General features: G+C 61.2%; 23 protein-coding genes and 3 tRNA genes. 17 read left to right on the forward strand and 9 right to left on the reverse strand.

Annotation, left to right across the window (positions count from 1 at the left end):
* Positions 1 to 16: 16 nt before the first annotated feature.
* Together efp and sugE are read left to right on the forward strand one after the other, a co-directional pair.
* Positions 17 to 583 (forward strand): elongation factor P, encoded by a 567-nt coding sequence (gene efp / locus L1P05_RS01645; protein WP_012847208.1) that lies wholly within the window; start codon positions 17 to 19, stop codon positions 581 to 583.
* Between the two features lie 193 nt (positions 584 to 776).
* Positions 777 to 1094: a quaternary ammonium compound efflux SMR transporter SugE gene (gene sugE, locus L1P05_RS01650; protein ID WP_034168764.1), complete on the forward strand. Its 318-nt coding sequence runs from the start codon at positions 777 to 779 to the stop codon at positions 1092 to 1094.
* 68 nt (positions 1095 to 1162) lie between these two features.
* Here the strand turns inward: sugE and frdD are convergent, their stop codons facing one another.
* Genes frdD through frdA form a run of 4 tightly spaced genes read right to left on the reverse strand, consistent with a single transcriptional unit; the run spans position 1163 to position 4477 of the window.
* Positions 1163 to 1519 carry a fumarate reductase subunit FrdD gene (gene frdD, locus L1P05_RS01655; protein WP_015460788.1) on the reverse strand — a complete coding sequence of 119 codons (357 nt, stop codon included), beginning with the start codon at positions 1517 to 1519 and terminating at the stop codon, positions 1163 to 1165.
* A 16-nt stretch (positions 1520 to 1535) separates the two neighbouring features.
* A complete protein-coding gene (gene frdC / locus L1P05_RS01660) occupies positions 1536 to 1934 on the reverse strand; it encodes a fumarate reductase subunit FrdC (protein ID WP_014524167.1) in 399 nt (132 codons plus the stop codon).
* A gap of 16 nt (positions 1935 to 1950) precedes the next feature.
* A complete protein-coding gene (locus tag L1P05_RS01665) occupies positions 1951 to 2685 on the reverse strand; it encodes a succinate dehydrogenase/fumarate reductase iron-sulfur subunit (protein ID WP_012847213.1) in 735 nt (244 codons plus the stop codon).
* Positions 2678 to 4477 carry a fumarate reductase (quinol) flavoprotein subunit gene (gene frdA, locus L1P05_RS01670; protein ID WP_034168765.1) on the reverse strand — a complete coding sequence of 600 codons (1800 nt, stop codon included), beginning with the start codon at positions 4475 to 4477 and terminating at the stop codon, positions 2678 to 2680. Before frdA ends, L1P05_RS01665 begins: the two co-directional genes overlap by 8 nt.
* A gap of 468 nt (positions 4478 to 4945) precedes the next feature.
* Between frdA and epmA the strand changes: the two genes are divergently transcribed.
* Positions 4946 to 5923 carry an elongation factor P--(R)-beta-lysine ligase gene (gene epmA / locus L1P05_RS01675; RefSeq protein ID WP_012847216.1) on the forward strand — a complete coding sequence of 326 codons (978 nt, stop codon included), beginning with the start codon at positions 4946 to 4948 and terminating at the stop codon, positions 5921 to 5923.
* A gap of 55 nt (positions 5924 to 5978) precedes the next feature.
* On the opposite strand, the gene mscM is transcribed toward epmA, so the two are convergent.
* The 3 genes from mscM to rsgA all read right to left on the reverse strand — a co-directional run bounded on the left by mscM (position 5979) and on the right by rsgA (position 11426).
* Positions 5979 to 9302 carry a miniconductance mechanosensitive channel MscM gene (mscM, locus tag L1P05_RS01680; RefSeq protein ID WP_012847217.1) on the reverse strand — a complete coding sequence of 1108 codons (3324 nt, stop codon included), beginning with the start codon at positions 9300 to 9302 and terminating at the stop codon, positions 5979 to 5981.
* Positions 9303 to 9358: 56 nt separating this feature from the next.
* A complete protein-coding gene (gene asd, locus L1P05_RS01685; RefSeq protein ID WP_045474227.1) occupies positions 9359 to 10258 on the reverse strand; it encodes an archaetidylserine decarboxylase in 900 nt (299 codons plus the stop codon).
* Between the two features lie 124 nt (positions 10259 to 10382).
* Positions 10383 to 11426: a small ribosomal subunit biogenesis GTPase RsgA gene (gene rsgA / locus L1P05_RS01690; protein ID WP_034168767.1), complete on the reverse strand. Its 1044-nt coding sequence runs from the start codon at positions 11424 to 11426 to the stop codon at positions 10383 to 10385.
* 149 nt (positions 11427 to 11575) lie between these two features.
* Between rsgA and orn the strand changes: the two genes are divergently transcribed.
* From orn to L1P05_RS01710, 4 genes are all read left to right on the forward strand, one after another.
* Positions 11576 to 12121 carry an oligoribonuclease gene (gene orn, locus L1P05_RS01695; RefSeq protein ID WP_012847220.1) on the forward strand — a complete coding sequence of 182 codons (546 nt, stop codon included), beginning with the start codon at positions 11576 to 11578 and terminating at the stop codon, positions 12119 to 12121.
* 181 nt (positions 12122 to 12302) lie between these two features.
* A tRNA-Gly gene (locus L1P05_RS01700) sits at positions 12303 to 12378 on the forward strand.
* Positions 12379 to 12425: 47 nt separating this feature from the next.
* Positions 12426 to 12501: transfer RNA gene (locus L1P05_RS01705), tRNA-Gly, on the forward strand.
* A 51-nt stretch (positions 12502 to 12552) separates the two neighbouring features.
* A tRNA-Gly gene (locus tag L1P05_RS01710) sits at positions 12553 to 12628 on the forward strand.
* A gap of 290 nt (positions 12629 to 12918) precedes the next feature.
* On the opposite strand, the gene queG is transcribed toward L1P05_RS01710, so the two are convergent.
* Positions 12919 to 14058 (reverse strand): tRNA epoxyqueuosine(34) reductase QueG, encoded by a 1140-nt coding sequence (gene queG / locus L1P05_RS01715; RefSeq protein WP_012847222.1) that lies wholly within the window; start codon positions 14056 to 14058, stop codon positions 12919 to 12921.
* Here queG and nnr point away from each other — a divergent pair.
* The 9 genes from nnr to hflC all read left to right on the forward strand — a co-directional run bounded on the left by nnr (position 14057) and on the right by hflC (position 24775).
* On the forward strand, positions 14057 to 15553 hold the full coding sequence (nnr, locus tag L1P05_RS01720; RefSeq protein ID WP_012847223.1) for a bifunctional ADP-dependent NAD(P)H-hydrate dehydratase/NAD(P)H-hydrate epimerase: 1497 nt from the start codon (positions 14057 to 14059) through the stop codon (positions 15551 to 15553). The genes queG and nnr overlap by 2 nt on opposite strands.
* Before the next feature lie 30 nt (positions 15554 to 15583).
* The gene (gene tsaE, locus L1P05_RS01725) at positions 15584 to 16048 is read left to right on the forward strand and encodes a tRNA (adenosine(37)-N6)-threonylcarbamoyltransferase complex ATPase subunit type 1 TsaE (RefSeq protein WP_012847224.1); all 465 of its coding nucleotides are present in this window, start codon (positions 15584 to 15586) and stop codon (positions 16046 to 16048) included.
* 13 nt (positions 16049 to 16061) lie between these two features.
* Positions 16062 to 17720, forward strand: a complete 1659-nt coding sequence (gene amiB, locus L1P05_RS01730; protein WP_034168774.1) for an N-acetylmuramoyl-L-alanine amidase AmiB — start codon at positions 16062 to 16064, stop codon at positions 17718 to 17720.
* A 17-nt stretch (positions 17721 to 17737) separates the two neighbouring features.
* Positions 17738 to 19657, forward strand: a complete 1920-nt coding sequence (gene mutL / locus L1P05_RS01735) for a DNA mismatch repair endonuclease MutL (protein WP_012847226.1) — start codon at positions 17738 to 17740, stop codon at positions 19655 to 19657.
* Entirely contained in the window at positions 19650 to 20603 is a 954-nt protein-coding gene (gene miaA / locus L1P05_RS01740) for a tRNA (adenosine(37)-N6)-dimethylallyltransferase MiaA (protein ID WP_012847227.1), read from the forward strand. Before mutL ends, miaA begins: the two co-directional genes overlap by 8 nt.
* Positions 20604 to 20765: 162 nt before the next feature.
* Positions 20766 to 21074 (forward strand): RNA chaperone Hfq, encoded by a 309-nt coding sequence (hfq, locus tag L1P05_RS01745; RefSeq protein ID WP_014524170.1) that lies wholly within the window; start codon positions 20766 to 20768, stop codon positions 21072 to 21074.
* 98 nt (positions 21075 to 21172) lie between these two features.
* Positions 21173 to 22453, forward strand: a complete 1281-nt coding sequence (gene hflX / locus L1P05_RS01750) for a ribosome rescue GTPase HflX (RefSeq protein ID WP_012847229.1) — start codon at positions 21173 to 21175, stop codon at positions 22451 to 22453.
* 58 nt (positions 22454 to 22511) lie between these two features.
* Positions 22512 to 23771: an FtsH protease activity modulator HflK gene (hflK, locus tag L1P05_RS01755; RefSeq protein WP_015460797.1), complete on the forward strand. Its 1260-nt coding sequence runs from the start codon at positions 22512 to 22514 to the stop codon at positions 23769 to 23771.
* Entirely contained in the window at positions 23771 to 24775 is a 1005-nt protein-coding gene (gene hflC, locus L1P05_RS01760) for a protease modulator HflC (RefSeq protein WP_012847231.1), read from the forward strand. Before hflK ends, hflC begins: the two co-directional genes overlap by 1 nt.
* Positions 24776 to 25178: 403 nt before the next feature.
* Here the strand turns inward: hflC and L1P05_RS01765 are convergent, their stop codons facing one another.
* Positions 25179 to 26291: an acyltransferase family protein gene (locus L1P05_RS01765; protein ID WP_012847232.1), complete on the reverse strand. Its 1113-nt coding sequence runs from the start codon at positions 26289 to 26291 to the stop codon at positions 25179 to 25181.
* A gap of 191 nt (positions 26292 to 26482) precedes the next feature.
* On the opposite strand from L1P05_RS01765, the gene L1P05_RS01770 reads away from it, so the two are divergent.
* The gene (locus tag L1P05_RS01770; RefSeq protein ID WP_015460798.1) at positions 26483 to 26683 is read left to right on the forward strand and encodes a DUF2065 domain-containing protein; all 201 of its coding nucleotides are present in this window, start codon (positions 26483 to 26485) and stop codon (positions 26681 to 26683) included.
* The last annotated feature ends 58 nt before the right edge of the window (positions 26684 to 26741 follow it).

Raw genomic sequence — 26741 nt, forward strand, 5'->3', positions numbered from 1 at the left:
TATTCAGAGGGCCTTTATGGCAACGTATTCTAGCAACGATTTCCGCTCCGGTCTTAAAATCATGATGGACGGTGAACCTTACGCCGTTGAATCCAGTGAATTCGTCAAACCGGGTAAAGGCCAGGCCTTTGCCCGCGTTAAGCTGCGCCGTCTGCTGACCGGCAAGCTGATCGAAAAGACCTTCAAGTCGACCGATAGCGCCGAAGGCGCCGACGTGATGGATGTGAACCTGACTTACCTGTACAACGACGGTGAGTTCTGGCACTTCATGAACAACGAGACCTTTGAGCAGCTGGCTGCCGATGCCAAAGCCGTTGGCGACAACGCTAAGTGGCTGCTGGATCAGGCCGAGTGCGTGGTTACCCTGTGGAACGGCCAGCCTATCGCGGTTACCCCGCCGAACTTCGTTGAGCTGGAAATCGTTGAGACCGATCCGGGCCTGAAAGGGGATACCGCCGGTACCGGCGGCAAGCCGGCAACCCTGACCACCGGCGCCGTGGTTAAGGTTCCGCTGTTCGTTCAGATCGGCGAAGTCATCAAGGTGGATACCCGCTCTGGCGAATATGTCTCCCGCGTGAAGTAATCCCTCTCGCTGAAGAAAACCGCGCCTGGCGCGGTTTTTTTTTGCTCATCGCGGCGCATGGCGTTCCCATCATCGGCCGGGAAGGGTATGGTAGAGAAACACCTGGGGATGCCGCCTACGGCTCCTCCTGTGCGGGACGACCCGCACATGCCGCTTTTTTCAGGGACGCCCCTGCCCGTCGTTGGACACCATCATGTCTTGGATTGTATTGCTGATAGCCGGCCTGCTCGAAGTGGTCTGGGCCATCAGTTTAAAGTATTCCCATGGATTTACCCGTCTGTGGCCCAGCGTGGTTACGCTGCTGGCGATGGCCGCTAGCGTGCTGCTGCTGGCCCATGCGATGAAAACCCTGCCAGCCGGTACCGCCTATGCGGTCTGGACCGGCATTGGCGCCGTCGGCGCCGCGATCATGGGGATTATCCTGCTGGGCGAGTCGGCCAGCCCTCTGCGTCTGTTGAGCCTGGGGCTTATCCTCTGCGGGATACTGGGGCTTAAGTTTAGCCACACCTAGCGCCCGCCGCGCGGATGCGGCCCCATAAAAAAAGCCTCCCGCAGGAGGCTTTTTCGTCACAGGGCGGATTACAGGGTAAAGATCCCGATCAGCGCCACTACGCTCAGAATGGCCGCCAGGCCATAGAATACCCAGCTGGCTGCCGGCACGTGGATCTTCAGATCGTGCATCATGTGATGCAGACGGTGCAGACCACACCACAGCGGCAGAATGATCATCAGCAGCCAGAAGATACGGCCAATGATGCTCTGGCTGAAGCTCAGGGCGCGCTCAAAGGTCAGCGCATCCGGGAACATCCCCAGCGGCAGCAGAATGCCGACGATCAGGATCACGGCCGGCGCGAAGATAGCTCCCCACATACCGCCTGCGCCAAACAGACCCCAAAAAACCGGCTCGTCAGAACGTTTGTAGACTTTATTGTTCATCATGCATTCTCCTCGGTTACAGCAGGGCCAGGCCCAGAACCACCACGGTAGCGACGATAGTGACAACCCACAGCGCCTTGATAATCGGTGCCGGGCCCATCTTCTCATCGTTTACCACGATGTTGGCCGCCTTCGGCGCCAGCTCAAACCAGGTCTTGGTATGCAGCACGGCCAGCAGCAGGGAGATGATATTGAGGACCAGTACCAGCGGGTTTTGCAGGAAGGCAACGAAGCTTTCCCAGCCTGCGGCACCGTCTTTCAGCGAGAATACGCCGTAGATCAGCACAATGCTGAACCAGACGTTTTCCAGCGCCGAACTTTCGCGCAGCATGTAGAACTTATAGAAACCCAGCTTTTGCCACCAGTTGGATGACATACCCCGCACATAGGGTTTGCGTTTGGTTGAAGTCGTCATTGCAATCGAGTCTCCCTTATTGCGGTTTCAGCATTGCGATCATGAAGTCTTTGGCACTTTCTACCTTGCCCTGCTGGATGGCCGCAGCCGGATCCACGTGTTTCGGGCAGACTTCAGAGCAATAACCGACGAAGGTACAGCTCCAAACACCGTTTTGGGTGTTCAGTACCGGCATACGCTCTTTCTTACCGTGGTCGCGGTTGTCCAGGTTGTAGCGGTGAGCCAGGGTGATCGCGGCCGGGCCGATGAACTCCGGATTCAGACCAAACTGCGGGCAGGCGGCATAGCACAGGCCACAGTTGATGCAGCCGGAGAACTGATGGTATTTCTCCATCTCCGCCGGGGTCTGCTTGTTGGTACCGTCTTCCGGTTTGCGATCGTTGCCGATGACGTACGGTTTGATCGCTTCCAGGCTCTCGATAAAGTGGGTCATATCGACCACCAGATCGCGCTCAACCGGGAAGTTGGCCAGCGCCTCAACGCGCATCCCGTTCGGGTGGTCGCGCAGGAAGGTCTTACAGGCCAGTTTCGGTACGTTATCGACCATCATCCCGCAGGAGCCACAGATAGCCATGCGGCAGGACCAGCGGAAGGAGAGGTCCGGCGCCAGATTGTCCTTCACATACAGCAGGGCATCCAGCAGGGAAGTGGTGTCATCATACGGCACCTCGTAAGTCACAAAGCGCGGCTCGGCATCCTGTTCCGGGTTGTAGCGCATGACTTCCATTTTCAGGTTTTTCATCTCAGCCATTCGCTTTTTCCTCTTTCTTCTTGGCTTCCTGAGCTTCTGCTTCGGCACCGTATACACGTTTGGCCGGCGGCAGCTTGGTGATCTTCACATCGCTGTACTCAATGCGCGGGGCGCCGCTTTCATTGAAGTAGGTCAGCGTATGCTTCAGGAAGTTTACGTCATCACGCTCGGTGCAGCCTTCATCCAGGCGCTGGTGAGCACCGCGGGATTCGCGACGGTTAATGGCGGAGTGCGCCATACATTCGGCGACGTTCAGACCGTGCTCCAGCTCGATGGCATACAGCAGTTCGGTGTTGAATACGCTGGAGGTATCGGTGATCTTGACGCGTTTGAAGCGCTCTTTCAGCTCGGCCAGTTTGTCGACCGTCTTCTGCATCAGATCGGTGGTACGGTAGATACCGCAGCCTTCTTCCATGGAGGTGCCCATTTCATCGCGCAGGGTCGCCCAGTTTTCGTTGCCTTCCTGGTTAACCAGCGCTTTGAGGTTGCCCTCGATGTCTTTCACCTGTGCGTCCAGCGCCGTGCCGTTCGCCGGGGTGACATTCTGCAGATGCTGCAGGGCGCTTTCACCGGCGACGCGGCCAAAGACCACCAGCTCAGCCAGGGAGTTGGAGCCCAGGCGGTTGGCGCCGTGCAGACCGACAGAGGAACATTCGCCGACGGCGAACAGGCCCTTGATGCGGGTTTCGCAGCTCTGGTCGGTTTCGATACCGCCCATGGTGTAGTGCGCGGTCGGACGTACCGGGATCGGCTCATTGACCGGATCGACGCCGACGTAGGCCTTGGCTAGTTCACAGATGAACGGCAGACGCTCGTGCAGCTTCTTGGCGCCGAGGTGACGCAGATCCAGATAGACTACATCGCCACGCGGGGTAGAGATGGTGCGGCCTGCGCGCCATTCGTGCCAGAAAGCCTGAGACACTTTGTCGCGTGGCCCCAGCTCCATGTACTTGTTCTTCGGCTCGCCCAGCGGGGTTTCCGGCCCGAGGCCATAATCCTGCAGGTAACGGTAGCCGTCTTTGTTGACCAGAATACCGCCTTCGCCGCGGCAGCCTTCGGTCATCAGGATACCTGAGCCCGGCAGACCGGTCGGGTGATACTGAACGAACTCCATGTCACGCAGCGGAATGCCGTGTTTGAAGGCCATGCCCATACCGTCGCCGGTGACGATGCCGCCGTTGGTGTTGTAGCGGTATACGCGGCCTGCGCCGCCGGTCGCCAGGATAACGGCGTTGGCGCGGATCTGCACCATGGTGCCTTCCATCATATTGATGGCGACGACGCCGCGGGCCTGACCGTCATCCACCAGGATATCCAGCACGAAGTGCTCATCGAAACGCTGGATCTGCGGATACTTCAGTGAGGTCTGGAACAGGGTGTGCAGCATGTGGAAGCCGGTCTTATCCGCGGCAAACCAGGTGCGTTCAATCTTCATGCCACCGAAACGACGTACGTTGACCGAACCGTCAGGTTTACGGCTCCACGGACAGCCCCACAGCTCCAGCTGGGTCATTTCGCGCGGGCAGTTATGTACGAAGTGATCGACGACGTCCTGCTCACACAGCCAGTCACCACCGGCAACGGTATCGTGGAAGTGGAAATCGAAAGAGTCATGAGCCTGAGTGACGGCCGCGGAACCGCCTTCCGCCGCCACGGTATGGCTGCGCATCGGGTACACTTTTGAGATTAAGGCAATCTTCAGTTGAGGGTTGGCCTCGGCGGCGGCAATCGCTGCTCGTAAGCCAGCACCCCCAGCCCCGACGATGGCAAGGTCTGCGTTAAAGGTTTGCACTGCATTCCTCCGGGTGTTCAATGGTAAAGTAACGTTTAAAAACGAATAACCATTCCAGAATACGTATTAAAGAAAGGTAGCATAGATGTAGCCGCTGTCCTTATTACGCATGGGAATGGTTATGTTTTATAAGTTCGAATCCGAAAATTATACCCATATTGAAGTAGTAGAAAATTGACGTGGTTGGGTGTTTTATCCTTTTTAGGGCGGGAAAATATAGTAAAACGTGATCTTAATAATGTTTCTGTCGTTATATTCTATTTTTTAATATGTTTTATTTGCTTTTTAGAACAATGTAAATAATTTGCGGATACATCTATTAGGAAGCTAGTCGCTATCCATCGCCGTTGACGGTGCGCCGTGGGCGATGAGACGGGAGTGGGCCCGGCGCACCCCGGCGACGAAAACTGTCATCTGCGCTGAGAAGCGGGTAGACTGCCCATCCTGTTTTATTTCGGAGTTATCATCATGAGCGATACGGCAAGCTGGCAGCCCAGTGCACCTGTGGCCAATTTGTTGAAGCGCGCCAGCATCCTGTCCACCATCCGGCGGTTTTTCTCAGATCGCGGCGTGCTGGAGGTCGACACCCCGTCGATGAGCCAGGCCACGGTAACGGATGTTCACCTGGTTCCCTTTCAGACCCACTTTGTCGGTCCCGGGGTAGCGCAGGGGATGACGCTGTATCTGATGACCAGCCCGGAGTATCACATGAAGCGGCTGCTGGCCGCCGGCAGCGGCCCCATCTATCAGCTGTGCCGCAGCTTCCGCAATGAAGAGTCCGGACGCTATCACAATCCGGAATTTACTATGCTGGAGTGGTATCGTCCGCATTACGATATGTATCGGTTGATGAATGAAGTGGATGATTTGTTGCAGCAGGTGCTCGAATGTGAAAGTGCCGAAACGCTCTCTTATCAGCAGGCCTTTATTCGTCACCTGGACGTCGATCCGCTCTCTGCCGATAAAACGCAGCTGCGTGAGGCGGCGGCAAAACTGGATTTAAGCAATGTCGCCGATAATGAAGAGGATCGCGACACGCTGCTGCAGCTGTTATTTGCCTTTGGCGTCGAGCCCCATATTGGTAAAGAGCGTCCGGCGTTCGTCTACCATTTCCCGGCCAGCCAGGCATCGCTGGCGCAGATCAGTACCGAGGACCACCGCGTCGCGGAGCGCTTTGAGGTTTACTACCGCGGCGTAGAGCTGGCCAACGGTTTCCATGAGCTGACCGACGCGGCGGAGCAGCGCCTGCGCTTTGAGCAGGATAATCGCAAACGGGCGGCGGCGGGGCTGCCGCAGCAGCCGATCGACGAACACCTGCTGGCGGCGCTGGAGCACGGGATGCCGGACAGCTCCGGGGTCGCGCTGGGCGTCGATCGCCTGATCATGCTGGCGCTGTCGGCCGAGCGCCTCAGCGAGGTGATCGCCTTCTCCGTCGATCGCGCCTGAGCCGAATCACGGCAGCCTTCCAGACCCGCGCTCGGCGCGGGTTTTTTTATGTCCGTCATACGCCGCCGGCGCTAAAGCCGCGCCGTTGACCGCCGCGGACCTGGCGCAGCGAGTCGCTGCCGATTTGGATCGGCGGGAACGGCAGCACCAGATCGTGCTGGCGGTAGGCGGCCAAGATCAGCTGGTGCAGCTCGTGGCGCAGCGGCATACGGTGCGCCATCTCCGAGGCGTAGATGCGCAGTTCGAAGATCTGGATCCCCTGCTGAATATCGACCAGATAGACCTCCGGCGCCGGGGTCGCCAGCACCAGTGAACACTGTCCGGCCGCCTGCAGCAGCAGCTCGGTTACCCGCTGGCTGTTGGCGCTGGCCTCCGCGGGCACCGTCAGCACCACGCGGGTGATGGGATCGCTTAAGGACCAGTTGATAAACTGCTCCATGATAAAGGCCTTGTTGGGCACGATGATCTCTTTACGATCCCAGTCAGAGATGGTGGTGGCCCGGGTATTGATACGGGTGATGGTCCCGGTCAGATCGCGAATGGTTACCGTATCGCCGATGCGGATCGGTTTTTCAAACAGGATGATCAGGCCCGAGATAAAGTTGCCGAAGATCTCCCCAAGGCCGAAGCCCAGGCCGACGGTCAGCGCCGCCACCAGCCACTGCAGCTTAGACCACTCGATCCCCAGCAGCGAAAAGCCGATCAGGCCGCCGACGATCATCAGCAGGTATTTGGTGATGGTGGTGATGGCATAGCCGGTGCCGGGGCTCAGCTCTAAGTGCTGCAGTAGCCCCAGCTCCAGCAGGGCCGGCAGATTTTTGACCAGCTGAATGGTGACCAGGATCACCAGAATGGCGATCAGCACGGCGCCCAGGGTGATCGGCTGCAGGGTCTCGCCGCCGACGCCGCTGGCGGTGACGTCCCACAGGCGAATGTTCTCTAGGAAGGCGAAGGCTGAATGCAGCTCTGACCATAGCCAGATCAGCGAAACCAGCGCGATCATCGTCAGGATCGATCGCACCAGCCGCAGGGAGCGCTCGCTGATGGCGTCCAGATCCACCACGCTCTCGTCGACCTCTTGGCTGCCTTCGACGCCGGCGGGATGTAGGCCATCCTCATCATGGCGGCTGCGCTTCTCCAACCGCTCGGCGCGCCGCTGCTTGGCCCGTTCGAAGGCGATGCGCCGGCGTTGGATTAACATCCAGCGTCGGATCACCGAATAGACCATCAGCAGGCAGAACCAGATGGCGACGGAGGTCTCCAAGCGCGCCAGCAGTACCTGCGCCGCGCCGAGGTAGCCGAGCAGCGCGGCCAGGATCGCCGCCGCCGGCGCGCATAGCAGTCCTCCCCACAGCAGGTGATTCAGCAGATTTTCACCGGAGCCTGCGCGATTGAGGTAGAGCGGAATGCCGGCGCGGCGCAGGCTGGTGGTCAGCAGCAGCAGAGCCAGGCACAGCATGATGAAGCAGGCGCGGCCGAGGGTCGCGGTAAAGCTGCGATCGGCCAGATTGTTGAAGGTCACCACGGCCATCAGCAGCGGTACGATAAGCCAGATAGACATGCGGTAATAGCGCATGGCGCGCCGCACCTGACGTTCGCCCCAGCCGAAGTGGACAATGAACAGCCCACTGTCGCGGGAGAAGGCGGCGCTGATCATAAAGGCCCACAGCACCGGCAACGCTGCGCTGACCCCTTCGCCGATGGCGACGGCCACCGGATAGGGCCAGGCGTTGCTCAGCCCGTAGCCTACGGCGGCCCACAGCACCGGCAGCGGCAGCGCGACCAGTATCGACCACAGCAGGGTACGCAGGGTCAGCGAGATGTGATCCTGATTGACCTTGCCGACGCGCCCGGCGGCGCGCGCCAGAAACGCGCTGTAGTAGCGGCGCGAATAGACGCTGAACCCGACGAGCAGCAGGGCCGCACACAGCGGCAGCAGAGTGGTGCGGTCGGTCAGCATCATCATGGTGGCCTGGCTGAGCTGGGACAGGGTGTCCAGCGACAGCAGACGATCCAGCGCCCGCAGGGTGGTCAGCAGGTAGCCCAGCCCGACCGGATCGATGTCCGCCGCCCAGAACAGGTAACGGTGGGTTGCCTCGCGCACCTCCGTCAGGGCCTCGATGAGCTGGGTATTGGCGACCTTGAGCTTGGTCAGCTCCAGAATTTGGCTATCGCAGCCTGACAGCAGGGAGTTGAGCAGCTCGCGCTGGGTCGCCAACTGGGGGGCCAGCAGGCGCTGCTGTGCGCCGCTGAGCGGCTCGCCGTCGTTTTGGCGATAGTCGCTGGCGGGGGCGAGTTTATCCAGCAGCGCCTCATAGCGTAGGCGCTGAACGCGCAGGCGCGCCATGTCGCTGTCCAGCTGCTGCGGCTTGGGCATCTCCGGCAGCCGCGCCAGGCGATCGCGCAGCGTCTCACCCAGCGCTGGCGAGACGCTCAGCCACTGCGCCTGCTCACGCAGCGTGTTGAGGGCCAGGCGAACCTGCTGGGTCTGCCCGGCGATAGTGCGCTGGCGCCCGGCGATATCGTCCAGCCGCTGCGCCTGGTGGTTGAGATCGCGCGACAGGGTCTGGTTGATGGTGAGCTGCTCAACGATCGAGCGCGGCAGGTTGTCGCTTTGCTCGACTAGGCGACGGGTGCGCTCCAGCGCCTCCTCGGCATCGCGCTGGCGCTGGCTGTTGAGGCTGTTGCGTAGCCCCTGCAGCTGCAGATCGAGGCGCTCATGACGCCGGCTGAGCACTTCGCTCTGCAGGCGGATCAGCTCCTGGCGATTGTTGGCCGATAGCTGCTCCAGCTCTAGCTCATCGACCTGCGCCTTGCGGGCGGCGACTTCGGCCTGCAGCTGGGCGGACTGGGCCTGGGAGAGCGCCGTCTCCGTGACGGTCAGCGCCTGCAGGCGGCGCTCTGCCTCGCTCAGCGCTTTACGCGTCGCGGCCTGTTTTTGCGCCACCTGGCTCAGGGAGTCGCTGATGTCGCGCGCGCGATCCTGCTCCTGCTGGAGCTGGCGGGCGACCTCCAGCAGCTGGCTGCTGATCTGTAGCATGCGCTGCTCCGCGTCGCTGGCGGGCGGCAGGGCGGCTGGGGCGGGCGGCTGGCTTTCATCGCTGAGCTGCTGACGCAGTTCGCGGGTCAGGCGTGGAAAATCACTGATGGCGCGGCGGTATTGCTGGGTGCGCTGGGCGGAGGCCTTGGCCTCGTCTATCCATCCGAGGGCGCTTTGCAAGGCGTCGACGGTTTCGGCCTGTGCGGGCGCGCTTTTGGCCGCCTCGGCTTGCTTGAGATCCAACGCCAGCTGGCGTTCATTCAGCGTCGCCTGCGCCAGCCCCGGTAGCAGTAGCAGCAACAGGCCGCTCAGCAGAATACGTTGGAGGATCTGGCGCATGGTCGGCCCTCGCCGTTGCTGGGTACGGGCGCGGCGATAGGCGCCGCGCCGGGGGATTATGCGGACTCTGGGTCGGCAGCGGATTCCTGCGCGGCGGCCGGTGCATGGCCCAGTTCACGCCCCATCCGGGTGATGCTGCCGGCGCTCAGGGCGCGGTCAAACTGGATGCGGCCGGGGGCGAATAGGTTGATCACCGTTGAGCCCAGCTTGAAGCGGCCCATCTCCTGGCCCTTCTTCAGCGCGACGGCGTGCTCGCCTTCGGCCGGATAGGTCCAGCGGCGGATAATACCGGCACGCTCGCTGTTTACGCAGCCGCCCCAGACGGTTTCGATGCTGCCGACGATGGTTGCGCCGACCAGGATCTGTGCCAGAGGGCCGAAGGCGGTATCAAAGATACAGATCAGCCGCTCGTTGCGGGCGAACAGATTGGGCACGTTGGCGGCGGTCAGCGGGTTGACGGAGAACAGATCGCCCGGGACATAAATCATTTCGCGCAGCTGACCATCGCAGGGCATATGCACCCGGTGATAATCGCGCGGTGACAGGTAGGTGGTGACGAACTGACCGCCGCGGAAGGTGTCCGCCAGCGGATACTGTCCGGCCAGCAGCGCCTCCAGCGTATAGTCATGGCCCTTGGCCTGCAGGATGCGATCCGCGTCAATGGGACCCAGCTGGCTGATGGCTCCGTCGGCGGGCAGCACGACGCCATCGTCAAACTCGGCGAGGGGGCGTACCCCGTCGCGCAGCGGGCGGACGAAGAAGTCGTTGAAGGTCTTGTAGTGCGCCGGATCAGGGTAAAGCGCTTCCTGCATATTGATGCCGTAATAGCGGGCAAAGCCCTTGATGGCGCTCTGGGTCAGCCAGCCGGCCTGTTTATCGGCGGCCCAGCCGGCCAGGCGCGTCAGCCCCTGTTTCGGCAGTAGATATTGCAGTCTGATTTTAATGCTATCGAGCACGTTAGCCTCTTTATCCAACAGAAGAATCTACCGGCTATGCGTAGCATAGCCGGATAATACATTGTTCACGCCCGCGCGGGGCACCTGTGACGTCATGTCGGCCACCGCGGGCCGGGCAGCGGCGTTAGCTGTCGCCGTTGCCGAAGTTCTTACGCAGTTTAACCTGCGCCATCCCCTCAAGAATACGATGATAGTTGTCAAAGCGCGTTTCTGCGATATCGTCGCGCGCGACCGCCTCTCGCAGGGCACAGCCCGGATCGTTGCCGTGTTTACAGTCGCGGAACTTGCAGCTGCCCAGGTAGTCACGGAACTCAATGAATCCTTGGGTTATCTGCTCCGCATCCAGATGCCACAGACCAAATTCACGGACGCCGGGCGAGTCGATCACGTCACCGCCGTGCGGAAAGTGATACAGGCGGGCCGCGGTGGTGGTGTGCTGGCCCAAACCGGAGTTATCGGAGACGGCGCCGACCTCGATCTGGCTCTCCAGCGCCGGCAGCAGCGCGTTGAGCAGGCTGGATTTGCCCACGCCGGATTGGCCGGCGAAGATGCTGATGCGCTGGGTGAGCAGCGCCTGCAGCTGCGCCATGCCTTCGCCGCTGTGGCTGGAGACCAGTACGACCCGGTAGCCGATGTGGCGGTAGATCGCCATCGCCTGTTCGACAAACTCGCGCCCCTCGTCGTCCAGCAGATCGACCTTGTTCAGCACGATCAGCGGCTCGACGCAGAGGGTTTCACAGGCGACCAGATAGCGATCGATGATGTTCAGCGACAGCTCCGGCAGGATAGCCGAGACGATGACGATCTGATCGATATTGGCGGCGATGGGCTTTACCCCATCGTAGTAGTCCGGGCGCGTCAGTACCGAGCTGCGCGGATGAACGGCCTCGACGATCCCTTTGCTGCCGGCCTGCAGCGCGGCGCGCCAGACCACCCGATCGCCGGTCACCAGCGATGGCAGGGTACGGCGGATGTTGCAGCGCTGCTGAGTGCCATCGGCGGCCTCAACGTCGGCATGTTTGCCGAAACGGCTGACGACAATCCCGTCCTGGGCGTCACCGAACAGGCTGTCGTCCATCTCTGCGCTATTGTCCGTCTGCTGCAGACGACGCTGGTGATTGGCATGCACCCGTCGCTGCTGGCCGTGCGATAGTCTTTTCTTACTCAACTGCGCCTCACTCTGTTTTTGATGCGCTGCGGCGATCGCCCGCAGCGCGTAAAGTGTCTATGATACACGCTGGGCTGTGTCCCGCAATTGAGCGTCATCGCGATCGCGCGGACACGCCGTGCCATTGAATACTATTTGCCGGGGGAGCTATGAGTGCAAGTGAAACGCGTTTGATTTGGATCGATCTGGAAATGACCGGACTGGATCCGCAGCGCGACCGGATCATCGAGATCGCGACGCTGGTGACGGATGCCGATCTGAACGTGCTGGCGGAGGGGCCGGTGATTGCGCTGCATCAGGATGACGCCCAGCTGGCGCTAATGGATGAGTGGAATGTGCGTACCCACACCGCCAGCGGGCTGGTGGCGCGGGTGAAGGCCAGTCAGTACGATGACGCGGCGGCGGAACAGGCGACCCTCGACTTTTTGCGTCAGTGGGTACCCGCCGGTGTCTCTCCGATCTGTGGCAACAGCGTCGGTCAGGATCGTCGCTTTCTGTTCCGCTATATGCCGGAGCTGGAGCGCTATTTCCACTATCGCTATCTGGACGTGAGTACCCTGAAAGAGCTGGCGCGTCGTTGGAAGCCGGAGATCCTGGAGGGGTTCAAGAAGAAGAATACCCATCAGGCGCTGGACGACATTCGTGAATCGGTGGCTGAACTGGCGTATTACCGTACGCATTTTATCCAGCTATAGCGCCGTGGCACGCCCGGGCGTCGATAATCTGCGCATCCGGGCGTTTTTATCGTCAGTCAGTCGATTTATACGATTTTTTCGCGAAAGGGGCTTGCGGGGGACGAAAATCTCCGTATAATGCGCTCCCCGTACCGAGACGGAATTGTGAAGTTTTTCAAACGCACACCGTCCGCTATGCGACGCGGGAATAGCTCAGTTGGTAGAGCACAACCTTGCCAAGGTTGGGGTCGCGAGTTCGAGTCTCGTTTCCCGCTCCAAATTTAGAAGGCCGCCGTGCGGCTGGATGAAAAAAAGCAGTACCATTGCGGGAATAGCTCAGTTGGTAGAGCACAACCTTGCCAAGGTTGGGGTCGCGAGTTCGAGTCTCGTTTCCCGCTCCAAACTTCTAAACACCGTTACTGTTATGGTGTCGATGCCAGAAGCATCACTCTGCGGGAATAGCTCAGTTGGTAGAGCACAACCTTGCCAAGGTTGGGGTCGCGAGTTCGAGTCTCGTTTCCCGCTCCAATTTTCTTCTTTTGTTTTCCTCATCTGATTTATCAACAGCGTCGAGAGACGGTGCCCGCCGTGACTGTTCACACTTTCATAAACAGACTTATCCACAGCTTATGCGCTTTCCCTCACCGTGCACGTCGGCGTACAAAAAACGCACCGCAATATAAGTCATTGATATAAAATAATAAATTGAAATGAAAATAGCGATGTGGAACGTTTGCGTCCGCAGTGTGGATTGAATAACAAAAGAATTCTATTTTTATGCACAGCGCTGCGCCAACCGGCCCAGCGCTTTTTTGTCATTAGGCGTCGCGCGGCAGCCCTTTATCTACCGCACGAATAAGCCGGCGCTGCTGACTGCTGATGACCTCTACCGCTTGCGCCGCGCGTTTTTGCCGCTGCTGCGCCAGCGCCCAGTGAATATGCTCATCCAACAGCGCGCTGATGCCCAGGCGCTGCTGTAGCAGGGTGACGATATGGGCATCATAGGGCGCGTTGCCCAGGGCGACGCTCAGGTTGCGCAGCCAGCGCTGATAGCCGATGCGTCGAATGGGCGAGCCTTCGGTCATCCGCAGAAAGGTCGACTCATCCCAGGCGAACAGGGTGGTTAGCGCCGGTGCGTGCAGCGCCGCCCGCGGCAGAAAGTCGGCCTCCTCGCTCAGCGGAGCCAGGCGGTTCCACGGGCAAATCATCTGGCAGTCATCGCAGCCGTAGATGCGATTACCGAGCAGGGGTCGCAGCGCCTCGGGGATGGGACCCTCCAGCTCGATCGTCAGGTAGGAGATGCAGCGGCGCGCGTCGACCTTATAGGGGGCGACGATGGCGTCGGTCGGGCAGGTGGTGATACAGGCGACGCAGCGGCCGCACTGCGCCGTCTGCGGCGTATCGACGGGCAGCGGCAGATCGATTAACAGTTCGCCAAGAAAGAACCAGGAGCCGGCCTGCGGGTTGAGCAGCAGCGAATGTTTTCCTGTCCAGCCCAGTCCCGCCTTGGCGGCCAGCGGGCGCTCCAGCAGCGGCGCCGAGTCCACGAAGGGGCGGAAATGGAGCTCACCGCAGTACGCCTGGATCATCTCACCCAGCTTTTTGAGCCGAGCGCGCAGCACCTTATGGTAGTCGCGGCCCAGCGCATAGCGGCTGATGTAGCCCAGCGTCGGATCTTTCAGGGTCGAGGCAAAGGCGGCGCTGGGCGGCAGGTAGTTCATGCGTACGCTGATCACCCGCAGCGTGCCGGGCAGCAGCTCGTCCGGCCGGGCGCGCATCATACCGTGGCGCGCCATCCACTCCATCTCTCCATGGTAGCCGCTGTCCAGCCACGCCTGTAGCGGCGCCTCTTCGGCGCGGAGATCCGTGTCGCTGATCCCGACCTGCTGGAAGCCTAGCGATAGACCCCATTGCTTGATATGTTGGGCTAACTGATGCAGATCGAGGGGATGAGTCATGATGGGCCATTCTTGCAACCGGAACGCCGACAGTTTATCACACTATGTGGCGCCCGCGGACTGGGTTCGCAACGCCGAGGCGCGCGCGGCCGCGGCGCAGGGGATCACGCTGGCGACGCTGATGCAGCGCGCTGGCCTGGCTGCTTTTAACCGTGGGCGCCAGTGCTACCCCACCTCCCGCCGCTGGCTGATCCTGTGCGGTCACGGTAATAACGGCGGCGATGGCTATGTGATCGCACGCCTGGCGCGCGCCAGCGGCCTGCAGGTCACGCTGATGGCGGTGGCGGGACACTCTCCCCTGCCGCCGGAGGCGCAGCAGGCCCGTGCGCAGTGGCTGCAGTGCGGCGGCAGTGAGATCGCGGCATCGCTGCCCCTGCCGGCGGCAGAGGTGATCGTGGATGCGCTGCTGGGCATCGGTCTGTCGGCCGCACCGCGGGCCCCCTATGACGGGCTGATTACCGCGATAAACGCCCACCCTGCGCCGGTGCTCTCCGTCGATCTGCCCTCCGGGCTGAATGCCGATACGGGCGCGGCGGCCGGAGCCGTGGTGCGGGCCGATCATACCCAGAGCTTTATCTGTCTCAAGCCGGGGCTGTTGACCGGGCTGGCGCGGGCGGTCGTCGGGCAGCTGCACTGCGATCCGTTGGGGTTGACGCCGTGGCTGGCGCAGCAGGACTGGCCGCTGCAGCGCTTGGATGGACACTGTCTGCCGCGTTGGCTGGCACCGCGATCGCCGCTGGCGCATAAGGGGGACAACGGTCGACTGCTGCTGATCGGCGGCGACAGCGGTATGGGCGGCGCGATTCGTCTGGCCGGGCAGGCCGCGCTGCGCAGCGGTGCCGGGCTGGTCCGGGTATTGACCCGGGCGGAGCACGTCGCCCCGCTGCTGGCCGCGGCGCCGGAGCTGATGGTGAAAGCGCTGAGCCCGGATACGCTGAAGGAGGCGCTGAGCTGGGCCGAGGTGGTGGTGGTGGGCCCGGGGCTGGGGCAGGGCGAGTGGGGGCAGAGGGCCTTGGCTGCGCTGGCGTCGGTGCGTAAGCCGATGCTGTGGGATGCCGACGCCCTGAACCTGTTGTCCGGTGCGCCCAGCGTCTGTGAATGGCGAGTGATGACGCCGCACCCCGGCGAGGCGGCGCGTCTGCTCGGCTGCGGTATTGCCGATGTGGAAAACGATCGGCCCGCGGCGGTACGGGCGCTGCAGCGACGCTATGGCGGGGTGGCGCTTCTCAAGGGCGCCGGTACGCTGATCGCGGATGACGCGCGCTGCGCAATTGCTGATATCGGTAATCCTGGGATGGCAAGCGGCGGTATGGGTGACATACTCTCTGGTATCATTGGCGGTTTGCTGGCGCAAAAGCTCACGCTGTATGATGCAGCCTGCGCCGGCGCCGTGTTACACGGCGTGGCTGCCGACGCCGCTGCGCGGCGCGACGGCGAGCGGGGTATGCTGGCCAGTGACCTACTGCCTGAGATCAGGCGTTGGGCTAATCCTTGAATTTGAACTACCAGAACGCACAACACAACTATGACAAGTATCGTACTGCAACTGCCGGATGAAGCGGCAACCATTGCCCTGGGCGGCGCGCTGGCGCGGGCCTGCCAGCGCGCCACTGTAATTTATCTGTACGGCGATCTGGGGGCGGGTAAAACCACCTTCAGCCGCGGTTTCCTGCAGGCCATGGGGCATCAGGGAACGGTGAAAAGCCCGACCTATACGCTGGTGGAGCCCTATCTGCTCGCGCCGCGTCCGGTGTATCACTTTGATCTGTATCGCTTGGCCGATCCCGAAGAGCTGGAGTTTATGGGGATCCGCGACTACTTTGCCCAAGATGCGCTGCTGCTGGTGGAGTGGCCGCAGCAGGGCATGGGCTTTTTACCGGAGCCTGATATCACCCTGCATCTGACCTATACCGGCGGCGGCCGCCAGGCGGTGATTGAAGCGCACAGCGTACACGGCCAGAGCGTTTTGGCCGCATTGAACGGGCAATAAGGGACGGGCACGGATGAGGGTGTTGCAGCGGTTTTTGCGCATTACGTTACCCCTGGCGCTGGGATGGTGTCTGGCTACGATGGCCGGAGCCGCCCAGCTGACCAATATTCAGGTGAGCAACGGTGATCGTCAGGCGGTGGTGACGCTGACCTTTAATGCCCCCCCTGAGCTGAGTCATCGTATCGAGCGTAACCCGGATCGGGTGCTGGTCGAGATCGCCGACAGCAAGCGGATCACCGGCGGACTGCCGATGCAGTTCAGCGGAGAGAATATGCTCAGCCGCATCCGGGATGGCGGCGAGCAGCGCGCCGGCAAGGTGCTACTGGTGCTGGACACGACGCAGCGTCCCCGGGTTTCGGTGGCGCGCAGCGGTAATCGCGCCGTGCTGACGCTGCGGGCGGAAAGTCGGGCGGCCGTGGCTCCCGCCTCTCCTCCCGCCTCGACGGGCAAAAACCCATTCCACTCTCGTCCGCGTCAGGCGGCGGCACCCGCGCTTGCGCCCGCCGCGGCGCCGCTGCCATCGGTACCGGTGAGCGCGGTAAAAAAATCCGGGCGCTATGACGGCTCGAAGATCGTCGTGGCGATCGATGCCGGACACGGGGGACAGGATCCCGGCGCCATCGGCCAGGATGGACTGCGGGAAAAAGAGGTGACGCTGGCGATCGCGCGACGCCTGCGGGGGCTGATGGATGACGATCCGATGTTTCAGCCGGTGCTGACTCGCAGCGGCGACTACTTCATCTCCGTGATGGGGCGTTCGGACGTCGCCCGTCGCCAGAAGGCGAACCTGCTGATTTCGATCCATGCCGATGCGGCGCCCAATCGCAGCGCGAACGGCGCCTCCGTCTGGGTGCTCTCGAACCGACGAGCCAATAGCGAGATGGCCGGGTGGCTGGAGCAGCATGAGAAACAGTCCGAGCTGCTGGGCGGCGCCGGCGACGTGCTGGCGAACAGTAATCAGGATAAATACCTGAGCCAGACGGTGCTCGATCTGCAGTTCGGCCACTCGCAGCGGGTCGGCTATGACGTGGCGGTGCAGGTGCTGCGCCAAATGCAAAGCGTGGTGCGCCTGCATAAGCGCCATCCGGAGCATGCCAGCCTTGGGGTGCTCCGTTCGCCGGATATTCCCTCCCTGCTGGTGGAGACCGGATTTATCAGCAACAGCGAAGGGGAGCGCCAGCTGGGAAATGGCCAGCATCAGGAGCGGATTGCCCGGGCGATCTATCTGGGGGTGCGCAGCTACTTCCTGGCGCATCCGTTGCAAAGCGGCCCAAAGGTGGAAAACCGGCCGCAGCCAGCCAGCGCGGCCGGTAACGTCGCGGCGGCCGCGGCGGTAGCCCCTTCCGCCAGCGAGATCCACGTGGTGAAGCGCGGGGAGACGCTGCTGGGGATCGCCAATCGCTATGGCTCGACCCTGAGCGGGATGATGCGGCTCAATAACCTGAAAAAAGAGGGGGTCTGGGTCGGGCAGCGCCTCAAGGTGCCGAGCGCCGGCGGTAGTGCCCAGCCCGCCGCGGCCAGCGCCCCGCGTATCCATCTGGTGAAGCGCGGCGATACCCTGACGCGCATTGCGGCCCACTATGGGGTCAGCATGGATGCCCTGCGTCAGGCCAACAAGATGAAGAGTGACGAGGTGCAGCTGGGGCAACGGCTGCGCATTCCGTCGCGTTAACCCCGAAGGAGATCCCTATGCCGATTCAGATCCTGCCGCCGCAGCTGGCGAACCAAATTGCCGCCGGCGAGGTGGTGGAGCGTCCGGCATCGGTGGTCAAAGAGCTGGTCGAGAACAGCCTGGATGCCGGTGCGACGCGCATCGATATCGACATTGAGCGCGGCGGCGCCAAGCTGATCCGTATCCGGGATAACGGCAGCGGCATCGGCAAGGCGGAGTTGGCGCTGGCGCTGGCTCGGCATGCTACCAGTAAGATCAGTACGTTGGATGATCTTGAGGCGATCGTCAGCCTGGGATTTCGCGGTGAGGCGCTGGCTAGCATCAGCTCGGTATCCCGTTTGACGATGACCTCGCGCCCTGAAGGGCAGGCGGAGGCCTGGCAGGCCTATGCCGAAGGGCGAGAGATGGCGGTGACGGTCAAACCGGCGGCGCACCCGGTTGGCACCACGCTAGAGGTGCTGGATCTGTTTTATAACACCCCGGCCCGGCGCAAGTTCCTGCGCACCGAGAAGACCGAGTTTGCCCATATCGACGAGGTGGTGCGGCGGATTGCCCTGGCCCGCTTTGACATAACCCTGACGCTGCAGCATAACGGTAAGACGGTGCGCCAGTACCGTGCGGTCAGGGAGGGCGATGCGCGGGAGCGTCGTCTGGGGGCGATCTGCGGGACGGCGTTTGTGCAGCATGCGCTGGCGCTGGCGTGGCGCCATGACGATCTGGCCATTCACGGCTGGGTGGCCGCGCCGCAGGCTATCCGCCAGATAGGCGAGCTGCAGTATTGCTATGTTAACGGACGGATGATGCGCGATCGGCTGATCACCCATGCCATCCGTCAGGCTTACCAAGATCGCCTGAGCGATGAGCTGCCGCCCGCCTACGTGCTGTATCTGGAGATCGACCCCCGCCAGGTGGATGTCAACGTCCACCCGGCCAAGCACGAGGTGCGCTTTCATCAGGCGCGTCTGGTGCACGATTTTATCTATCAAGCCGTCGTCGACGTGCTGCAGCAGGCGCAGGTTGCCAGCGCTCAGGATGACCCGACGCTAGCCACCCCAGGAGCGGCGTTGGACGAGGGGCCGCGGGGCGTCGAAAACCGGGCCTCTGCGGGGGAAAACCGGTTTAACCGCCCGGCCTCTTCGCCGATCGCGTCAGCGCCGCGCCCGGCGCATGCGGCCGCGCCGCGTATGCCCGCCGGCGATATTTTCCGCCGCCGGGAGGGCGAACTGTACCAGCGTCTGCTGGCGGCAAGCCCGACCCCGGCGGGGGAGACGGATAGCGCGTTTGTCGCCGCGCCCAGCGCGCCGCTGCCGGCGGCCGAGCCGCCCGCAGTGGCGGTCTCTACCGCCGCGGAGCGCGCGGCGCCGGGCGACAGCCTGGGGCGGGTGCTGACGCTGTGCGCCGATGGGGTCGCCTTGACCGAGTGTCGCCGCGGCGTGGCGCTGGTCAGCCTGTCCTATGCGCGGCGCTGCCTGCTGCGCGCCCAGCTGCAGCCCTCGGATGAGGGGCTGAAGGCGCAGCCTCTGCTGGTACCGCTGCGTCTGACCCTTGAGGCCGCGGAGCGGCAGGCGCTGCAGGCGCAGCAGCCGCTGCTGCAGCAGATGGGGATCCGTCTGCAGCCTGAGCGCCAGCATGCGCAGCTGCACGCGGTGCCGCTGCCGCTGCGGCAGCAAAATCTGCCGCGTCTGATCCCGCAGATGCTGCGCTATCTGGCGACGGCTCCTGCGTGCGACGCCGCATCGCTGGCGGACTGGCTCGCTGTGCATTGGCACAGCGCTGACGAGGCACCTTGGACGGTGGCGCAGGCGGTGCAGCTGTTGGCCGATCTTGAACGACTCTGTCCCCAGCTGGTACAGTCGCCGCCCCGCGCGCTGCTGCAGCCGCTGAATTTACAGCCCGGCGTCGAGCGATTGCGCCAGGAAGAACAACTGAATGAGTAACGACAAGCAGATGCAAAAACTCCCCCCGGCTATTTTCATCATGGGGCCGACCGCCTCGGGCAAGACCGCGCTGGCCATGGCGCTGCGCGAGCGTTTCCCGGTGGAGATCATTAGCGTGGACTCGGCGCTGATCTACCGCGGCATGGATATCGGCACCGCCAAACCCAGCGCCGAAGAGCTGGCGCGGGCGCCGCACCGACTGATCGACATTCGCTCTCCGACGCAGAGCTACTCCGCCGCCGATTTTCGCGCCGATGCGCTGCGCGAGATGGCGCAGATCAGCGCTCAGGGGCGCATTCCGCTGCTGGTGGGCGGCACCATGCTCTACTATAAGGCGCTGCTGGAGGGGCTGTCGCCGCTGCCGCCGGCGGATGCCGCGGTGCGGGCACGCATTGAACAGCAGGCTCGCGAGCAGGGCTGGGAGGCGCTGCACCGTGAGCTCGCGCGGATTGATCCGGTCGCCGCCGCCCGTATTCATCCGAATGATCCGCAGAGACTGAGTCGCGCACTGGAAGTTTTTTTCGTTTCGGGTAACACTTTAACTGAACTGACCCGCGTGAGTGGGGAGGCGTTGCCCTACGCCGTCAGCCAGTTTGCCATCGCGCCGTCGAGCCGTGAACTGTTGCATCAGCGTATTGCGCTGCGCTTTCAGCAGATGCTGGAGGCCGGGTTTGAGCAGGAGGCCCGCAGGCTGTTTGCCCGCGGCGATCTGCATCCGGATCTGCCTTCGGTACGCTGCGTCGGCTACCGCCAGATGTGGTCCTATCTGGCCGGTGAAATTGATTATGATGAGATGGTTTATCGTGGCGTATGCGCCACTCGTCAGTTGGCGAAGCGGCAGATGACCTGGCTGCGCGGATGGGAGTCAGTGCAATGGCTGGACAGCGACAAGCCCGCTGAGGCGCTGGATTGCGTGGCACAGGTTGTTAGTGCATCGCTTGACTGATTGTGTACAATTGGGCTATGGCTGTGCGTTTGCCCGGCCTTGTGAACCCATTAGTACACCGTGCGCATTTTTTACGCAGTTTTTTTGATTAGAACCATCGGGTTCTTAGTACTGAACGATTGTTATATACAACAAGCAACTAGCAAATAAGGAAAAGATAGAATGGCTAAGGGGCAATCTTTACAAGACCCGTTCTTGAACGCGCTGCGTCGTGAACGTGTCCCAGTTTCGATCTATTTGGTGAATGGTATTAAGCTGCAAGGCCAGATTGAGTCTTTTGATCAGTTTGTCATTCTGTTGAAGAACACGGTCAGCCAGATGGTCTACAAACACGCGATCTCTACCGTTGTTCCGTCCCGCCCGGTTTCCCACCACAGTGGCAATGCGGGTACGGGCAGCGCAGGCAGCAGCTACCATCACGGTGGTCAGGCCGCGTCTCAGCCCACTCAGGGCAGTGATGACGCTGAATAAGGCGTATTGTTGGTCAGTCCCGTCGGGGAGCCGTGATGGCGTGCCGTCATCTGTGCTCTCCGTTCTCATCGGACTATGCCGTTTGAGAGGTTCCTCCTTTGTTTGACCGTTACGAAGCCGGTGAACAGGCCGTATTGGTTCATATCTATTTTTCTCAGGAAAAAGATAGCGAAGACCTGAGCGAGTTTGAATCGCTGGTCTCCTCCGCCGGCGTACAGGCGCTGCGCGTAATTACCGGTAGCCGCAAGGCGCCCCATCCCAAATATTTTGTCGGCGAAGGCAAGGCGCAGGAAATTGCCCAGGCCGTCGCCGAAACCCAGGCCTCCGTCGTGCTGTTCGACCACCCGCTGTCGCCAGCGCAGGAGCGCAACCTGGAACGTTTGTGCCAGTGCCGCGTCATCGATCGCACCGGACTGATTCTGGATATCTTCGCCCAGCGGGCGCGTACCCATGAAGGTAAGCTGCAGGTTGAGCTGGCGCAGCTGCGTCATCTGGCGACTCGCCTGGTGCGCGGCTGGACGCACCTGGAGCGCCAGAAAGGGGGGATCGGCCTGCGCGGTCCGGGTGAGACCCAGTTGGAGACCGACCGTCGCCTGCTGCGCGATCGCATCCATTTGATCATCGGGCGTCTGGAGAAGGTAGAGAAACAGCGAGAGCAGGGGCGTCGAGCGCGCGTACGCGCCGAGATCCCGACGGTGTCGCTGGTGGGCTATACCAACGCGGGGAAGTCGACGCTGTTCAATACGCTGACGTCGGCGACCGTCTATGCCGCCGATCAGCTGTTCGCGACCCTCGATCCTACCCTGCGCCGCGTCGAGGTTAATGACGTGGGGCCGACGGTGCTGGCCGATACGGTCGGCTTTATTCGCCACTTGCCGCACGATTTGGTCGCGGCATTTAAGGCAACGCTATTGGAAACCCGTCAGGCTTCACTTTTATTACACGTAGTGGATGCATCGGACACGCGGGTCGATGAGAATATTGACGCGGTCAATACCGTACTGGCGGATATCGGAGCCGATGAGATTCCGGTACTGCTGGTGATGAACAAGATCGACATGCTGCAGGACTTTGTCCCGCGCATCGATCGCGATGAAGAAAACCGTCCGCTGCGGGTCTGGGTTTCTGCCCAGCAGGCCAGCGGGATGGATTTGTTATTCCAGGCGTTAAGCGAACGTCTGGGCGGCGAGATTGCCAGCTATACGCTGCGTCTGCCGCCGGCGGCGGGGCGTTTGCGCAGCCGTTTTTACCAGCTTCAGGCAATCGAAAAGGAATGGATTGAAGAGGATGGCAGCATCGGACTACAGGTCCGTATGCCGGTCGTTGACTGGCGTCGTCTCTGCAAGCAGCAGCAGGAATTGATAAACTTTATCGTTTAGCAATTGCCTGATAGATTGAGTCCTGGGGAACACCAATCAATGAAGAATGGAGCGAAGCATGGCGTGGAATCAGCCCGGTAATAACGGACAGAACCGCGACCCGTGGGGGAGCAGCAATAACAATGGCGGCAACTCCGGCGGCAACAATAATAAAGGGGGGCGCGATCAGGGGCCTCCGGATCTGGATGATCTGTTCCGTAAAGTGAGTAAGAAGCTGGGCGGACTGGGCGGCGGCAAAAGCGGCGGCTCGGGCTCGGCAGGAACCCCGCGTTCGTCTATCGGCGGTAAAAAAGTGGTGGGGCTGGCCGTCGCGGCGGTGGTGGTTATCTGGGCCGCCAGCGGCTTCTACACCATCAAGGAAGCGGAGCGTGGCGTCGTGACCCGCTTTGGCAAGTTCAGCCACCTGGTTCAGCCGGGTCTGAACTGGAAGCCGACCTTTATCGATGACGTCATTCCGGTTAACGTCGAGTCGGTGCGTGAGCTGGCCGCCTCCGGGGTCATGTTGACCTCTGACGAAAACGTCGTGCGCGTTGAGATGAACGTGCAGTACCGGGTGACCAATCCGGAAGAGTACCTGTTTAACGTGACCAATGCCGACGACAGCCTGCGTCAGGCTACGGACAGCGCCCTGCGCGCGGTGATCGGCAAGTACACCATGGACACCATCCTGACGGAAGGGCGTACCGTTATTCGTAACGATACCCAGAAGGTGCTGGAGGAGATCATCCGTCCGTACCACATGGGGATCACCATTCTGGACGTGAACTTCCAGGCGGCCCGTCCGCCGGAAGAGGTGAAGGCTGCCTTTGACGATGCCATTGCCGCGCGTGAAAACGAACAGCAGTACATCCGTGAGGCTGAAGCCTACGCTAACGAAGTCCAGCCGCGCGCCAACGGTCAGGCTCAGCGTATCTTGGAAGATGCGAAGGCATATAAAGATCGTACCGTGCTAGAGGCTCAGGGTGAGGTGGGTCGCTTCTCCCGTCTGCTGCCGGAATACAAGGCATCGCCGGAGATCACCCGCGAGCGTCTGTATCTGGAGACCATGGAGCGCGTGCTGGGGCATACCCGCAAGGTGCTGGTGGATGACAAGAGCAACAACCTGATGGTGCTGCCGCTGGATCAAATCATGCGCTCGGGCGATAAAGGCGCCAGCCAGGCCGGAGACAGTAAAGATACCAGCCTAATCCGGCTCAATCCGCCGCAGGCCAGCAGCAAGCCGGCCAGCGCGGGCAGCAGCACGGACAGCAGCGTGATGGACCAGCGTCGCGTCAACGCACAGCGTAACGATACCACTCGACTGGGGAGAGATTATTAATGCGTAAGTCTTTGTTAGTGATTCTCATCGTCGTGCTGGTGGCGCTGTACGCTTCACTGTTTGTGGTTCAGGAGGGACAGCGCGGCATCGTGCTGCGTTTCGGTAAGGTACTGCGTGATGATGAAAACAAGCCGCTGGTGTATGCGCCGGGCCTGCATCTCAAGATACCTTTTATCGAATCGGTTAAGACGCTGGATGCCCGTATCCAGACGATGGACAACCAGGCCGACCGCTTCGTGACCAAAGAGAAGAAAGACCTGATCGTTGACTCCTACATCAAGTGGCGCATCAGCGATTTCAGCCGCTACTACCTGGCGACCGGCGGCGGCGATGTGTCGCAGGCAGAGGTGCTGCTGAAGCGTAAGTTCAGCGACCGTCTGCGCTCCGAGATCGGCCGTCTGGATATCAAGGATATCGTGACGGACTCGCGCGGTAAGCTGATGGAAGACGTGCGTAATGCCCTGAACACCGGTACGGTGGACGATGCGGCGGCGCCGACGGAGGCCGATGACGCCATCGCTAGCGCGGCGGCGCGCGTGGCGCGGGAGACCAACGGCAAGCAGCCGGCGGTGAACCCCAACAGTATGGCGGCCCTGGGGATCCAGGTAGTGGACGTGCGTATCAAGCAGATCAACCTGCCGACCGAGGTGTCCGACGCTATCTATCAGCGTATGCGCGCCGAGCGTGAAGCGGTAGCCCGTCGTCACCGTTCACAGGGGCAGGAAGAGGCTGAGAAGCTGCGCGCGACCGCAGACTATGAGGTGACCCGTACCCTGGCGGGCGCGGAGCGTGAAGGACGCATCATTCGCGGTGAGGGTGATGCCGAGGCGGCGAAGCTGTTTGCCAATGCCTTCAGTAAGGATCCGGATTTCTTTGCCTTTATCCGCAGCCTGAAAGCCTATGAGAATAGCTTTAAGGGGGGGCAGGATGTGATGGTACTGCGCCCGGACAGCGACTTCTTCAAGTATATGAGGTCGCCGGACGGCGGCAAAAGCGCAAAGTAAGCGCGGGTTAAGCGTTAGGTGAGAAGGGATGCCGGTGCGGCATCCCTTTTTTTGTCTGTTGAAAACTGCGGCTATGCCGGGGGAATTTTGTCTCTTAAAAACCCACGGCGAGATGGGGCGCTTCTCGGCATCGCCCCTGCCTGCGTAATCTGGGCGGCGTAATGCGGTGCGCGGGGCTGGTGTTCCGGAGCCTGGGCGACGCGAGGGATGGGCGGTCGCTGCTGGCGCTTAACCCTAACCCTAACCCTAACCCTAACCCTAACCCTAACCCTAACCCTAACCCTAACCCTAACCCTAACCCATGCGCGTTGCACCCGTGCTCTGGCGGGGGGCATCGCTGCCTCAATGAAAAAAGGGATACCCTAGGGTATCCCTCTTGCATGCAGGCGGCCTAGCCTTCCTGTCAGGCGGCCGGCATGTGCCCGGCGCTGCGCCGCAGTGTCTTGTTCATCAGTAGCCGTTCAGTTTTCACCGCCAGCGGTTTGAACAGGACCGACAGCCGTTCAATAGTGACCAGCACGATCAGGTACAGGGCGATGGCCTGGGTGGCGTTGAGCACCGACATGTCCATATTGACGCTGAGGAAGATGACGATCACGTGCTGCAACAGCATGATGATATAGGCGCGGGAGGCCAGGCTGAGCAGTATCTGGCTGACCCGCGGCCGACTGAGCCACGGATGCAGCAGCTGATAGGCGCCTTGAACGATAAAGAAGAAGGCGACGGCAAACAGCAGGCTTACCGGCGCCAGCGGGAACAGCACCTCGCGCACCGGCTGGTGGCTGATATGGGCCCAGCTGACGCCGGCGACGATCAGCAGGGCGCCGATCAGCGCCAGCGGCCGCACATAGCGGGTGAACTGCGCCTGCAGGTGGATAAACAGCATCCCGAAGGTAAAGTCGCTGATCCGCACCTGGGCAGACCAGTAAGGGTTGGTGACGCGGGTGTCATAGGCCATCAGTGTGATAGCGACGGTAGCCAGCATGGTCCACATCGGGTAGCGTACAATGGCGCGGTAGATCAGTGGTGAAATGACATACAGCAGGATGATGCAGCCGATAAACCACTCTCCGGTAAAGTACACCGTCTTAATTTCATAAACGCCGTGCAGATAGTGGTCGAAGCCGAGTACTGAGGGCAGCATATCCAGCACCGAGCGGGTGCCGTTGGGGCCAACCTCGACCAGCGGATTACCGGGATAGGTAAAGAAAACCCCCAGCGCCAGCAGCAGCAGAGCCATACCAAAGTAGGCGATGTTATAGGGGATCAGCACCGAGTAGACGCGGCGCAGATAGTATTCGGGGGCCGCGTATTTGCGCAGCGACAGATAGGCGAGCGCGCCGGAGATCATAAAGAAAAACGAGACGCCCAGGCGGCCGATGCCCGCCGTCAGGTATTCGCGTGGGAACGTCAGAACGGTGCTGCTATCGAACATATAGCTGTAGTGCGAGGTGATCACAAAGAGCACCGATACGACGCGCAGAATGTCAAAGAAGTGGTTGCGCCCAGGTTTCATATCGCCTCCAAAAAAAAGTTGGCGGATTATAGCGGATGTCGCGCGAGATTGGCTAAGGAGTGTTCTTAAAATTCCACCCTATTGCGACATGCTGCGGATAGCGCAGGTTTTATTTTTGCATTCCATCGTGTCGATTATAGAATCGCGCTTTTATTCAGACACTCGGTCTGTGCGACCGTTCGCGGGGAAAAATGAATTCGACGATTTGGATGGCATTGGCGCTGGTTTTGGTCGTTGAAGGGCTGGGGCCGATGCTATTTCCACAGGCCTGGCGGCGGATGATCGCCACGATGGCGCAGCTGCCTGATGGTTTATTGCGCCGCTACGGCGGAGGTCTAGTGGTTGCAGGGCTGGTTATCTACTACATGTTGCGTAGTCGCCTCGGCGGCTGATATGTCAGACAAAATTTGCGCAATCGTGTGCGAAAAATGCTGAAAGCTGAAAAATGAG

Source organism: Edwardsiella piscicida, assembly GCF_021733145.1.
In the GTDB taxonomy this organism is placed as follows: domain Bacteria; phylum Pseudomonadota; class Gammaproteobacteria; order Enterobacterales; family Enterobacteriaceae; genus Edwardsiella; species Edwardsiella piscicida.

Coding starts and splice junctions, on each gene's coding strand:
- hflK (WP_015460797.1), top strand. CDS start 22,512: ATGGCGTGGAATCAGCCCGGTAATAACGGACAGAACCGCGACCCGTGG.
- nnr (WP_012847223.1), top strand. CDS start 14,057: ATGATGGGCCATTCTTGCAACCGGAACGCCGACAGTTTATCACACTAT.
- amiB (WP_034168774.1), top strand. CDS start 16,062: ATGAGGGTGTTGCAGCGGTTTTTGCGCATTACGTTACCCCTGGCGCTG.
- frdC (WP_014524167.1), bottom strand. CDS start 1,934: ATGACGACTTCAACCAAACGCAAACCCTATGTGCGGGGTATGTCATCC.
- frdD (WP_015460788.1), bottom strand. CDS start 1,519: ATGAACAATAAAGTCTACAAACGTTCTGACGAGCCGGTTTTTTGGGGT.
- mscM (WP_012847217.1), bottom strand. CDS start 9,302: ATGCGCCAGATCCTCCAACGTATTCTGCTGAGCGGCCTGTTGCTGCTA.
- orn (WP_012847220.1), top strand. CDS start 11,576: ATGAGTGCAAGTGAAACGCGTTTGATTTGGATCGATCTGGAAATGACC.
- sugE (WP_034168764.1), top strand. CDS start 777: ATGTCTTGGATTGTATTGCTGATAGCCGGCCTGCTCGAAGTGGTCTGG.
- hfq (WP_014524170.1), top strand. CDS start 20,766: ATGGCTAAGGGGCAATCTTTACAAGACCCGTTCTTGAACGCGCTGCGT.
- tsaE (WP_012847224.1), top strand. CDS start 15,584: ATGACAAGTATCGTACTGCAACTGCCGGATGAAGCGGCAACCATTGCC.
- hflC (WP_012847231.1), top strand. CDS start 23,771: ATGCGTAAGTCTTTGTTAGTGATTCTCATCGTCGTGCTGGTGGCGCTG.
- miaA (WP_012847227.1), top strand. CDS start 19,650: ATGAGTAACGACAAGCAGATGCAAAAACTCCCCCCGGCTATTTTCATC.
- queG (WP_012847222.1), bottom strand. CDS start 14,058: ATGACTCATCCCCTCGATCTGCATCAGTTAGCCCAACATATCAAGCAA.
- L1P05_RS01765 (WP_012847232.1), bottom strand. CDS start 26,291: ATGAAACCTGGGCGCAACCACTTCTTTGACATTCTGCGCGTCGTATCG.
- mutL (WP_012847226.1), top strand. CDS start 17,738: ATGCCGATTCAGATCCTGCCGCCGCAGCTGGCGAACCAAATTGCCGCC.
- L1P05_RS01770 (WP_015460798.1), top strand. CDS start 26,483: ATGAATTCGACGATTTGGATGGCATTGGCGCTGGTTTTGGTCGTTGAA.
- efp (WP_012847208.1), top strand. CDS start 17: ATGGCAACGTATTCTAGCAACGATTTCCGCTCCGGTCTTAAAATCATG.
- epmA (WP_012847216.1), top strand. CDS start 4,946: ATGAGCGATACGGCAAGCTGGCAGCCCAGTGCACCTGTGGCCAATTTG.
- L1P05_RS01665 (WP_012847213.1), bottom strand. CDS start 2,685: ATGGCTGAGATGAAAAACCTGAAAATGGAAGTCATGCGCTACAACCCG.